Source organism: Pseudomonas sp. SDO55104_S430, from assembly GCF_054070595.1.
Genome location: NZ_JBSVXG010000191.1, coordinates 1 through 11254 on the forward strand (window position 1 = coordinate 1; position 11254 = coordinate 11254).

Below are 11254 nucleotides of genomic sequence, written 5' to 3' on the forward strand. Positions count from 1 at the left end.
TTAGAGAAATTGCCAATACTCACAAATTTCCGTTGTCACGCTTTATAAATGATTGCATGAAGGAATACTTAGATGTAAGCAAAGTTAACGGATTCAACAAAGATGTAACGCTACAAGTGGGGATTAGAAACTTTCAAACCCAAGACAAATAAAAGCCCATAGGGCTTTTTATTTATCTTCTTTACGTCTCGGCTTTAAATCCATTCCAACCCCACGGCGACGGGTTCTTTTGTTTTGGTCATTATCTAGCTTATTCTGTTTTTGTGCTTCTTCAATTTTCTCATTACGTTCGTTTATTTTCTCTTGTAGTATCTCTTCCCTGATTTCCGGGCTTTCTATCTTTTCAAGTTTCTTCTGTATTGCTTCATATAGTTCAATTTCTTGCCTTGCTTCATCTAAGCCATCAACATCAAATTCTTTAAGTCTCTCTACAAACTCCTTGTTAGCTTCATAGGCTTCCTCATCAAGAAAGTCAAAGCCGGGGTTGTTGTGCTCAATTTCTTTAAGGAAGATGTTGAAATCTTGTTTAATCTCAATTGTCTTTTGAGCTTGATACGCATTAAGTGATTCCGCATAAATAGGGGTATCCTTTAACAACTGTTTGTGGTCGATGATGATTTCATCAAACTCACCTTTCAAGTTTGGGTGGTCAGTGTAAGCCACAAATAATTCTGTGTTGAGTTGTTTGAACTCTTCTTTTTTATCTGCTGGTGCATTGTCAAATTCATTTCCGAAACATCTGCGGCAAGTAATAGAACCGTGTTCCATACAAAGCATTTCTGGTGTGACCTTATTCAATACCTCACGTAAGGCGTCTTGTGGGGTAGGTTTAAACATACTATTCAACTCATCAATCAAGTCATCATTAGTCGCTGCAACGTGTTCTTGTTCAACCTGCTTTGTAGGCTCTTCTGGTGTCTCTGGTGCGTTTTGAGCAGGCGTAGGCATGACTGGTGGGACAATGATAGGTTCTACTGGTTTAGCTGGCTCTACGGCCACCGTAGGAGCTTCTAGTTTAGGTTCTGGCTTCTTGTTCATAGAAGCGTATTGCTCTTGGATTTTCTTCAATTCTTCAAGGTCTGCTGGTGTAGGTTTGTAACCTTCAAGCTTGAACCCTTTGGCTTCCAATCCCATTAACTGAAATTCAAGCCATATATTTTTCTTAAAGAAATCAGGGCCATTCACTGTAAATGATTGTGGTGGTTTGGCGTCGGCAACAAGTCTTTGAATGCCAGCCTTTGCTGACTGTCTTGATAAATCATGGAATGAAACTTTTGATGGGTCTTTGTAATACTCGAATGATTTCTTGCTGCTGGCTGAATTATAGAAATATTCAACCTTGTCACTATGCTGAATAAACTTGAACTTGGTGGCAAGCACTGAGTTCGGTTTAATCTTTTTCATGTAGTCGGGTGCTGCTTCCTTGGAAGCAATAGAACAATCTTCGTATTTCTTAACGTTGTGCTTATTTTTCAAAGTCTGCTCAAAGCCAGTGTCATCACCTAGTTTCGCTTTAAGTGTTTTGTAAGATAGGCCAAGCTCGGATGCTTTGAATATCTGGTCTTCATGTTGAATGGAAAAGGATGTTTTCCCATTATAGATAACGTTGTATCCGTTATCTGCGATTTTTTTTATGAAGTCACTCGGAGAGCTAGACTGTTGCAGGAAAATTTTTAAGTCAGTCTTCATTTCTTCTTTATTAGAAATAATCCCACGTATTTCAAGCATGCGTTCATTTGATGATGGTTTTTTGTAGGCGTATTTTTTATTTATTAAATCTCTCTTTTGCTCCGCTGTTTTGTTTTTGTATTTTGAATTATTGTTCAAAGTATCAATGTCTCTTGATATTCTATTTTTGGGAGCAATCAAGTTGTGTTTCTTTTCTAGAAGTTCGCACTCTCTTTCTATCTTGCGATAGTCGTTGCTGACGTTGTAGCATTTACCATCAAAGTCTTTTATTGCCCATACAATATGAACATGAACCTCATCTGTATCAATGTGAACGCCTAACGAATACTTTCTGTTTGAAAGTTTATGCGTGGCCTCATAAAGTTCTTTTGCAATATCTCGGGCTTGCTCTGGTGTAATATTGTCATTCGTATGAAAGCTAACAACATCGTGCTGGGTTCTAACTGATTGCTTTCTACCTTTCTTGTCGTCAGTAATATCGCTTTCAATTGATTGCGATATTGCTTTCGCAATATCTTTCTTTGAAGCATTCAAAGGCGTGTGCATGTTGGACTCGAATAATACGCACCCATCTTCTTTGTTGAAATACTTGGCCGTTTTGTAAATGGCTGATTTTGATTTTTGAGTGCTGAGTTTTTTGCGTATCATGACTTACCTACAATGGTTAACTTCTCCTTTTTTAGTTTGTCCAACTTGTTAGTAAGTATGGTTATGTTTTTGTCGAGAGCATTTAGTTGTTGCAGAATATCAAAGGGTGGCTCTTCTTTTGCGTTTAGGCTTTTGGCTATTTGATTTAAGTTGTTCCCATATCCGCCCAGCAACTTTTCAATCTTATCAATATCTTGTCTAAGCTCAGGATGGGTGACTTGAATAATTTCATTGATGCCATTATTAACGACGTGAGAAATAAAGCCGGACTGGCTTTTATTTATCAAGTCTCTTTGTTGTTCGATTTTTATGTAATCACTTTCGGAAATTCTTACATTTAATTGTCTTGGTTTTTTATTATCATTCATACATTCCTCATGGTTGTTGATTTGTTTTTGATTTTAATTTTTCAAACGTAGTGCGAAAAATCGAGCGTAAATGTAAGCAATGAACGGAGTGAAATTGCTATACATTTACATTGCTCGCATATAAAGAATTCAAACTACTAATATCAAGTTACCATATATTAAAATGTTTTCAAGTTTGTATAGTATTCAAGAATGAGTAGGTGGCGTGCTAGTTGTGTGTAGCAGCGTATAGTAACGTATAGCAGACATAAAAAAGGCCACCTACTTAGGCAGCCTAATTTTATTATGATGGCGTCAATTGAAATATTCGTTAAGATTGTTGATGCCAAACTCTTTAAGTGGATTATGTAGACTGAAATGTTTTGCTATGCGGTCAATTTCAAAACCATTCTGGAAAATCTTCGCAAACAAAGTTCTTGTGGTTTTGTCGAATTTGAATTTGAAAGTTATATCGTTAGCGACAAAGAATTGATTTATTTTTAAGCGGCCATCTTCTGTTTTATATAAATCAATTATGTCGTTTTCCGAGTAAATGTTTATAGTGGTTTTCTTGATGTTTATTTGTGTTTGTAGCTCTGCAAGGTTTTGTTCAATATCGTTGATGGTTGCTTCTGTTTTGCTGACTACTTGCAAGAATTCTTGCGGGATAACACCGCTGGTGAAGCCTGCAAAAGACTTCATCAGGTTGTCTCTGTAACTTTTTTGTTCAAGCAATAGGTTGCTCAATTCAACAATTATCTTGTTGTCTTTGGTTTGGTTTTCTCTGTTTGAAAGTAGCTTGATTAGTAGCTCTTTAAAATTTTCTACTCGTTCTTCCTCATCAATATCTTCCTGTGTTGGAAGGCGATACCTCATGCCGCTTTCGCGAGTAATCCATTCATACTCAATTTCAGTATCCGGCATTTCGTTTTGCCACGGGTGAACGTCGAAGTCTTCATCCGTCGTGGATTGATATATGAGTTCAAGAAATAACCCAAAAGCCAAGTCAAAACGAAAGCGTGGTTGGTCACATCCATTTTTTAATTCTTTGCGTGTGTAGCATTGAAAATACGGATAAACGACGCCTTTGGGGTTTGTTTGTTTTTCAAACAACATAGATGCCTCACAACAATCACATTTGATGCTGTGGCGGAAAATGTTCAAGCTACCAACACTTTGGTTGCCGTAGTTTTTTCTTTGTGCTCTATTTTTCATTGCTGCTATTGCTTCATTAAACAGCTCATATGAAACGATTTGCGGATAATAGTTTTCAATGTATCGCTCAAATACTTTCTTTTTGTTTTCGTCTCTTCGTTGAGCCATGTAAGCACCGAGAACGTATTTCGTATCTATTAGATGCTTTATATTTCTACTTGACCATTTTCGTTTTGAATAAGCATTGAGCTTTTTAATTGACAATGACACGCCAACATATTTCAAGCTCTCAAAGAAATCTCTTATTTCCTGAGCTTCTTCTTCCTCGATTTCAAAGCAGTTAAGCTCTGTATTGTATCGAATTCCATATGGTGGATTATGGGCGTTAAAAATGACTTTTTCTTCTTCGGCTAACTTCTTGGCTCTATTCCATGCGGATTTTCTACGAACTGATTTTGTCTTACTTTCTTCGTATGCTCGCTTTGCGATAACACTTAAAAGAATATCTTGCTGTAAGTCATCAATACGGTTTGTTTCGTTTGGTTTTTCATATCGTTGACCATCAATAGTGGTTATTAAAATAACCCCTTTTTCAAGGATGCCATTGACTAGCTCTTTTGCTTGCAGAAGTCTTTGACGACTAAGCCGGTCGATACTTTCAACAAATATATAATCGCCCTCTTTGATATGCATATCGCTAATCATATCAATGAGTTCTTTTAGTTTTCCTTTTCGTTTGTTGCTTCCATCGTGTGCAGATATGCCCGTATCCGAGTAGATATTCTCGGGCGGCAACTCAATACCTTGTTGCTTTGTAATGGCTTGGATTGATGCCATTTGACGGTCTACGGAATCCCTACCGGCTTCACCTTGGGCTTTTGATGAGTAGCGTATGTATGCGTAAGCGGTAGGCATTTGGAGCTTCCTGTGTCCGTGTCAGAAAGTGTGAGAATAACACCTGCCGCTCTCCAGCGGCTCCCTGAGAACCTCCAGCACTTTGCGATCAAATTCCGGAAGCTCGTCCAAAAACAGAACACCGTGATGGGCCAACGTGATCTCGCCGGGTTGCGGTTTTGAGCTGCCACCGACCAGCGCCGGGCCCGATGCTGAGTGATGGGGTTGGCGAAACGGTCTCTGCGGCCAATGGGTCAGCGGCGCGCCACTGGAAACCGACTGGATCGCCGCCACTTCCAGGGCCTCCTGCTCAGTCAGAGGCGGCAACAACCCAGGCAATCGACTGGCGAGTAGCGTCTTCCCCGTCCCCGGTGGTCCGCTGAAAAGCAGGTTGTGCGCCCCAGCCGCCGCAATCAGCAGCGCGCGCTTGGCTGCCTGTTGGCCCTGAACTTCATTGAGATCGGGATAAGGTTTGGCGGCATGGAACAAACCATCCGAAACATAAGGCTCAACCGGCGTATGCCCGTTGAAATGCGCCACCGCCTGCAGCAGATGATCCACCGCAATCACCTTCAGGCCCGACGCCAGACACGCCTCCTCGGCATTCGCCCGCGGCACCACCAGCGTCCGCCCGGCCTTGCGCGCCGCCAGCGCCGCCGGCAACACCCCGCGCACCGGCCGCACCTCGCCGGACAACGCCAACTCGCCCAGGCATTCCACATCGTCGAGGGTCAGCGTCGGCACCTGCACACTCGCCGACAGAATCCCCAAGGCAATCGCCAGATCGAACCGCCCACCATCCTTGGGCAAATCCGCCGGCGCCAGATTCAACGTAATCCGCCGCGCCGGAAACTGCAGCCCCGAATTGATGATCGCGCTGCGCACGCGATCCTTGCTCTCCTTCACCGCCGCCTCGGGCAAGCCGACCATGGTCAGCGACGGCAACCCATTGGCCAAATGGACTTCAACAGTAACGGCGGGAGCATCCACGCCAACCTGGGCGCGGCTGTGGACAATGGAGAGAGCCATGATCGTTCCTTGAAATGATGGGGGCCGCTTCCTGCGGGTTTTTCAAGGGTAGACACAAGGCGGAAATTTCGCGGGGCGAAGACGAGAGCAAACCTTCGCAGGATGTTGCCACCTGTAGGAGCGAGCTTGCTCGCGATGGGCTCAAGGACGACGCGTTACCACAGAAACCCCGCGTTATCGTTAACGACCATCGCGAGCAAGCTAGCTCCTACAGGGTGGTATTCATGCAGTTTCGTTGGGGTGAGATTCAGGCTCTTTTGAAGGGTGGCAGCTGCGTGCAGGTTGGCGAGCCGGCCAAGCGAATACCGGCAGACCCGAAGGCCTCCCACACGCAACCGCCATGAAGGTCAGCGTAATCGGCTGCAAGGCCTCGTTTTTGTAGGATCGTTCCCAAGTAGTTGAAGGACATCGGTGAAAAGGGTTGAGTGGGATTGTCTCGTCATAGCTGATGCATCAGCTTGGCCGCTGAATACTGCGTCTGGAGACGAACATGAGCAGCAACGGTATGCGCCCGGTCCACCCCGGAGAGATCCTGAGTCAGGAGTTTATGAAACCGTTGGGCATGAGCATTTTGGATCTGGCCGTCTCAATGCATGAGCCTTTGAGTGAGGTGGTGAGGCTGACGGAATGCCGGATCAGGATCGATGCCGATCTGGCAATCAAGCTTTCCAAAGTCTTCAAAACCACGCCCGAATTCTGGATGAATCTTCAATCGACTTACGATTTGCGTAGAGCGCAGATCAGGAGTGGTTCATTGCCCGTCAGTTAAGAGCTTTAACAGCAATGAGGACATTGTGGTGAGGGGATTTATCCCCGTTGGGCTGCGAAGCGGCCCCAAAATCTGCCACCGCAGTCTTTCTGTTACACCGCATTGGCAGGGTTTGCGACTGCTGCGCAGCCGAACGGGGATAAATCCCCTCGCCACAATGACCTCATCGTCTGTTTAATCTTTAACTGACTGGCATTAAGGCGTAGATGACGCCTCTGACGTTATAGCGACTGCAGCATCCGAGAAACACGTTTCCACCACGATCCCACCAGCGGGCGTTTTTCCTGCTCCCCATCCGCCAGCATCTGTGGCACATCCTGCAGCCTGATCCACGGCTGGTTATTCCAGTGCAACAAGCTCAACGACATTCGTGGCCAGTTGAGCAGGCTCAGTTGTGGGCGTTCGGTGGTGGTGGGGTGTTGGGTGTCGCGCAGGGTGGGGACGACTTCGTGGGTGAGCCATTCGCGCAGGGCTCGGTATTCGGGGGAGTAGTGGTAGATGAGCAGGGCGTAGACGCCGGATTCGCTGATGAGCAGGGTGTTTTCGATGTGGTCGTGGATCAGGACTCTGGTGATCTGGTGCTGATCTGGGTCGAGTTTTCGCAGGAGTCGGTCGTTTAAGTAGATGCGTAGCAGGCGGCCAAGATCGCGAGCGCAGAACCAGGGTTGGTTTTGTATGAGGAGGGCGTGGAGTTGGAGTTTATGGCGGGTGAAGGTGTAGGGGGTCAGGTAGTTTTCGTCCATGGTGCAGTCTCGGGATGGAATGAATAAAACTGCCTCTGATCGTCGCCAAACGAAAAGGGTGGCAGCTATGCGCGGGTTGGCGAACCGGAGAATCCCGAAACCGGCAGACCAAAAGGTCTCCCACGCAAAGCCGCCATGACTCGAGATGGGAATATTTCCTTGTTCGAATGTGGTCGCGGTGCGTCGGGGTTTTCCAGGTCGCCAAACCCAGTGCTGAACATCCAGCTGGGAATGAGCATAAAAACCGGGGGCTTTTCGACGCAATCGGACGGCGGTGTGATTTTTGTAGGACGTTGCCGAGAATGTTGCAGGGCTAAAGATCAAAGATCGCAGCCTGCGGCAGTTCCTACAGGTGAAGCTGAAGGCCGTTCCGGCCTTCAATCGCGAGCAGGCTCGCTCCCACAGAAGGGCAGAGCGTTATTCCGTGGGCGGGGTGAGCTTCGCTTCCAGTTCGGCGACTTTGGCTTCCAGGCTTTCGAGGCGGGCGCGGGTGCGGGCGAGGACGACCATCTGGCTGTCGAATTCTTCGCGGCTCACCAGGTCCAGTTTGCTGAAGGCGCTTTGCAGCAGCATTTTGAACTGGCTTTCGATTTCGGCTTTCGGCAACGGGGTGTCGCCGCTGAAGAGGCGGGAGGCGGTGCCGCTCAGGGCGTCGAGGAAGTCTTTTGGCGCGAGCATGGTGAGTGTCCTGATAACGATGGCGGGCAGTGTATCACGCACCATCCATAGTCATTTTCACCGGGAAAACGTGCACGCTTTTCGCGCATGCGGACGGACGGCGCCGCACCGTTGTTGTGCGTATCTTGCCGGGTGTTGCCGCGAATCGGCGGGCATCCGCTGGCAAGCACTTGAAAACCGTGAATTTTGTAGAGATGGCAAGCTTTCTGCAAAGACACCAGTAACCCATGCACTGATGCAGTCGCTGTGACGAATGCAGTGCGCCAGGCGGAACACGGGGAGTGTTTTGCAAGGAACGGTCAGCGGCGTCGGATGGGCGGGTAAGGCCGACGAAGCGTTACAAAGCCAGGCACTGCGCTTAGACTTGAGACGGGTTTGTTTTCCTGGGGCAAGTCCACCAATTCGGGAGAGAGTTTTCATGAAGCTAGTCACTGCCATCATCAAGCCGTTCAAGTTGGACGACGTGCGCGAGTCGCTGTCCGAGATCGGCGTGCAGGGCATTACCGTCACTGAAGTCAAAGGCTTCGGTCGGCAGAAGGGTCACACCGAGCTGTATCGCGGCGCGGAATACGTGGTCGATTTCCTGCCAAAGGTGAAGATTGATGTCGCCATTGACGACAAGGATCTGGACCGGGTCATCGAGGCGATAACCAAGGCGGCCAACACCGGCAAGATCGGTGACGGCAAGATCTTCGTGGTCAATCTGGAACAGGCGATTCGCATCCGTACCGGCGAAACCGATACCGACGCAATCTAAGCCGCCCCAAACCCAACGCCCCAGGAGAAAACAAAATGACTCTGCGTAAATTCGCAGGGCTAGGAGCCCTGTTGTCCATCGTAATGCCAAGCCTTGCAATGGCGGCGGACGAAGTGGCGGCTCCAGTCCTCAATTCCGGCGACACCGCCTGGATGCTGACCGCGACAGCCCTTGTGCTGTTCATGACCATTCCCGGCCTTGCGCTGTTCTACGGCGGCATGGTTCGGTCGAAAAACATTCTTTCCGTGATGATGCAGTGCTTCGCCATTACCGGTCTGATCAGCGTGCTGTGGGTCATCTTTGGCTACAGCCTCGCGTTCGACACCACCGGCATGGAGCAGGGCGTCGTCAACTTCAATTCCTTCGTCGGCGGTCTGGGCAAAGCCTTCCTCGCCGGTGTGACGCCAGCCAGCGTGACCGGCCCTGCGGCGCTGTTCCCGGAAGCGGTGTTCATCACCTTCCAGATGACCTTCGCCATCATCACTCCGGCGCTGATCGTCGGTGCCTTCGCCGAGCGCATGAAGTTCTCCGCGATGCTGGTGTTCATGGGCATCTGGTTCACCGTGGTCTATGCACCGATCGCGCACATGGTCTGGTCCGGCAACGGCGGCCTGATGTGGGACTGGGGCGTGCTGGATTTCGCCGGCGGCACCGTGGTGCACATCAACGCCGGTATCGCAGGCCTGGTGGCGTGCCTGGTGCTGGGCAAGCGTAAAGGCTTCCCGACCACCCCGATGGCTCCGCACAACCTGGGTTACACCTTGATGGGCGCCGCGATGCTGTGGATCGGCTGGTTCGGTTTCAACGCCGGTTCCGCTGCTGCTGCCAACGGCACCGCCGGCATGGCGATGCTGGTGACCCAGATCGCAACCGCCGCTGCCGCATTGGGCTGGATGTTCGCCGAGTGGATCACTCACGGCAAACCAAGCGCACTGGGCATCGCTTCGGGCGTGGTTGCCGGCCTGGTCGCCATCACTCCGGCGGCGGGCACCGTAGGCCCGATGGGCGCTCTGGTAATCGGTCTGGCGGCAGGCGTGGTGTGCTTCTTCTGCGCCACTACCCTGAAACGCAAAATGGGCTACGACGATTCCCTGGATGCCTTCGGCGTCCACGGTGTCGGCGGTATCCTCGGCGCAATCCTGACCGGTGTTTTCGCAGCACCGTCCCTGGGTGGCTTCGGCACCGTGACCGACATCGCCGCACAAGTGTGGATCCAGTGCAAAGGCGTTGGCTTCACCGTGATCTACACCGCGATCGTCACCTACATCATCCTCAAGGTGCTGGATGCGGTGATGGGGCTGCGCGTCACTGAAGAAGAAGAGGCCGTCGGTATCGATCTGGCGCTTCACAACGAACGCGGCTACAACTTGTAAGCACGCGCACGCAAAAAACTTGCCCGGCTTGCCGGGCATTTTTTTGTCCTGGATTTGTCATCAGGGGCGCGGCTGAAAGGTTTTTTCCGGCAGCTTTTTGAACGTTTGGACGAGGTGGTTTTCTACGGTCAGAGGCACGCGCGTTCCAAGAAAAACAAGGGCCTTTGTTTTTTCCCAGACCGCGCTAGAATGCGCCCCGAACGAGCGGAGAACTGTATGTGGCAACAGACTCTGATAACCCTTCGGGCGCGGCCCAGGGGCTTTCATCTGGTAACGGACGAGTTACTCGCCGGCCTGCCTGAACTCAAGGCATGTCGGGTCGGTCTGTTGCATTTGTGGCTGCAGCATACCTCGGCGTCGTTGACCATCAACGAGAACGCCGATCCGGCAGTACGTCGCGACTTCGAACGATTTTTCAATCGTCTGATCCCACAAGGAACAGACGGCTATGAGCATAACGACGAAGGCCTGGACGACCTCCCGGCGCACTTCAAGGCCAGCGTGCTTGGCTGTCAGATCAGCCTGCCGATTTCGGCGGGTCGACTGGCGTTAGGGACCTGGCAAGGCGTTTATCTGGGCGAGCACCGTGATTTTGGCGGTGCTCGTAAAGTCCTCGCCACCTTGCACGGTGAAGAGGCATGAGCCGCTGGTCACCAGCGACTATTGAATTTTTCCGGCAGCCTTCGACAGAAGGCTAAGCTGGTCTATAACTAACCTGCTTTTCGCAAGTCATGAGGTAGAACATGAGCGACGATGATCTGGAAAACGACGACCTCGAAGTAGGCGACGAAGACGAGGCCGAAGAAGGCCTGGAAGCAGCGGCCGAAGACGTCGCTGAAGACAGCGGTGAAGACGCACCGGCCCCGACCGCCAAAGGCAAGTCCAAGGCTGCGGTATCGGTCGATGAGCTGCCGAGTGTCGAAGCCAAGAACAAAGAGCGTGATGCTCTGGCCAAGGCCATGGAAGAGTTCCTGGCCCGTGGTGGCAAGGTGCAGGAAGTGGAGGCCAACGTGGTCGCCGATCCGCCCAAGAAGCCTGACAACAAGTATGGCAGCCGGCCTATCTGAGCCTGCTCCACGCTTATTGAAAAAGCCCGCCGTCGCTGCGGGCTTTTTCATGTCTGGATAAAAGCTTCGCGGGCAAGCCTCGCTCCTACAGGGCTTGTGTAAAAC

10 protein-coding genes and 1 pseudogene are annotated in these 11254 nt (G+C 49.8%); 5 read left to right on the forward strand and 6 right to left on the reverse strand.

Annotated elements, in window-relative coordinates:
* Positions 1–168: 168 nt before the first annotated feature.
* The 4 genes and pseudogenes from ACW9JE_RS24035 to ACW9JE_RS24050 form a co-directional block, all read right to left on the reverse strand.
* Positions 169–2337, reverse strand: coding sequence for a relaxase/mobilization nuclease domain-containing protein (locus ACW9JE_RS24035; RefSeq protein ID WP_457328133.1), 2169 nt, complete (start codon positions 2335–2337; stop codon positions 169–171).
* A complete protein-coding gene (locus tag ACW9JE_RS24040; RefSeq protein ID WP_153337869.1) occupies positions 2334–2705 on the reverse strand; it encodes a plasmid mobilization protein in 372 nt (123 codons plus the stop codon). Before ACW9JE_RS24040 ends, ACW9JE_RS24035 begins: the two co-directional genes overlap by 4 nt.
* A gap of 294 nt (positions 2706–2999) precedes the next feature.
* Positions 3000–4754, reverse strand: coding sequence for a recombinase family protein (locus tag ACW9JE_RS24045; RefSeq protein ID WP_153837373.1), 1755 nt, complete (start codon positions 4752–4754; stop codon positions 3000–3002).
* A 45-nt stretch (positions 4755–4799) separates the two neighbouring features.
* Positions 4800–5762, reverse strand: a pseudogene (locus ACW9JE_RS24050) (YifB family Mg chelatase-like AAA ATPase); the annotation flags it as partial.
* A gap of 490 nt (positions 5763–6252) precedes the next feature.
* Between ACW9JE_RS24050 and ACW9JE_RS24055 the strand changes: the two are divergent.
* Positions 6253–6531: a HigA family addiction module antitoxin gene (locus ACW9JE_RS24055; protein WP_224541037.1), complete on the forward strand. Its 279-nt coding sequence runs from the start codon at positions 6253–6255 to the stop codon at positions 6529–6531.
* Between the two features lie 221 nt (positions 6532–6752).
* On the opposite strand, the gene ACW9JE_RS24060 is transcribed toward ACW9JE_RS24055, so the two are convergent.
* Both ACW9JE_RS24060 and ACW9JE_RS24065 read right to left on the reverse strand, forming a co-directional pair.
* The gene (locus tag ACW9JE_RS24060; RefSeq protein WP_224541040.1) at positions 6753–7274 is read right to left on the reverse strand and encodes a BRO-N domain-containing protein; all 522 of its coding nucleotides are present in this window, start codon (positions 7272–7274) and stop codon (positions 6753–6755) included.
* A 417-nt stretch (positions 7275–7691) separates the two neighbouring features.
* Positions 7692–7952: an accessory factor UbiK family protein gene (locus ACW9JE_RS24065; RefSeq protein ID WP_047596744.1), complete on the reverse strand. Its 261-nt coding sequence runs from the start codon at positions 7950–7952 to the stop codon at positions 7692–7694.
* Positions 7953–8370: 418 nt separating this feature from the next.
* Between ACW9JE_RS24065 and glnK the strand changes: the two genes are divergently transcribed.
* From glnK to sutA, 4 genes are all read left to right on the forward strand, one after another.
* On the forward strand, positions 8371–8709 hold the full coding sequence (gene glnK / locus ACW9JE_RS24070; protein ID WP_002555808.1) for a P-II family nitrogen regulator: 339 nt from the start codon (positions 8371–8373) through the stop codon (positions 8707–8709).
* Between the two features lie 35 nt (positions 8710–8744).
* A complete protein-coding gene (locus ACW9JE_RS24075; RefSeq protein WP_224541042.1) occupies positions 8745–10082 on the forward strand; it encodes an ammonium transporter in 1338 nt (445 codons plus the stop codon).
* A 216-nt stretch (positions 10083–10298) separates the two neighbouring features.
* Entirely contained in the window at positions 10299–10724 is a 426-nt protein-coding gene (locus ACW9JE_RS24080; protein WP_110965502.1) for a secondary thiamine-phosphate synthase enzyme YjbQ, read from the forward strand.
* 101 nt (positions 10725–10825) lie between these two features.
* Positions 10826–11149, forward strand: a complete 324-nt coding sequence (gene sutA, locus ACW9JE_RS24085; protein ID WP_224541044.1) for a transcriptional regulator SutA — start codon at positions 10826–10828, stop codon at positions 11147–11149.
* Positions 11150–11254 lie beyond the last annotated feature (105 nt).

Coding starts and splice junctions, on each gene's coding strand:
- ACW9JE_RS24080 (WP_110965502.1), top strand. CDS start 10,299: ATGTGGCAACAGACTCTGATAACCCTTCGGGCGCGGCCCAGGGGCTTT.
- ACW9JE_RS24055 (WP_224541037.1), top strand. CDS start 6,253: ATGAGCAGCAACGGTATGCGCCCGGTCCACCCCGGAGAGATCCTGAGT.
- glnK (WP_002555808.1), top strand. CDS start 8,371: ATGAAGCTAGTCACTGCCATCATCAAGCCGTTCAAGTTGGACGACGTG.
- ACW9JE_RS24045 (WP_153837373.1), bottom strand. CDS start 4,754: ATGCCTACCGCTTACGCATACATACGCTACTCATCAAAAGCCCAAGGT.
- ACW9JE_RS24060 (WP_224541040.1), bottom strand. CDS start 7,274: ATGGACGAAAACTACCTGACCCCCTACACCTTCACCCGCCATAAACTC.
- sutA (WP_224541044.1), top strand. CDS start 10,826: ATGAGCGACGATGATCTGGAAAACGACGACCTCGAAGTAGGCGACGAA.
- ACW9JE_RS24075 (WP_224541042.1), top strand. CDS start 8,745: ATGACTCTGCGTAAATTCGCAGGGCTAGGAGCCCTGTTGTCCATCGTA.
- ACW9JE_RS24065 (WP_047596744.1), bottom strand. CDS start 7,952: ATGCTCGCGCCAAAAGACTTCCTCGACGCCCTGAGCGGCACCGCCTCC.
- ACW9JE_RS24035 (WP_457328133.1), bottom strand. CDS start 2,337: ATGATACGCAAAAAACTCAGCACTCAAAAATCAAAATCAGCCATTTAC.
- ACW9JE_RS24040 (WP_153337869.1), bottom strand. CDS start 2,705: ATGAATGATAATAAAAAACCAAGACAATTAAATGTAAGAATTTCCGAA.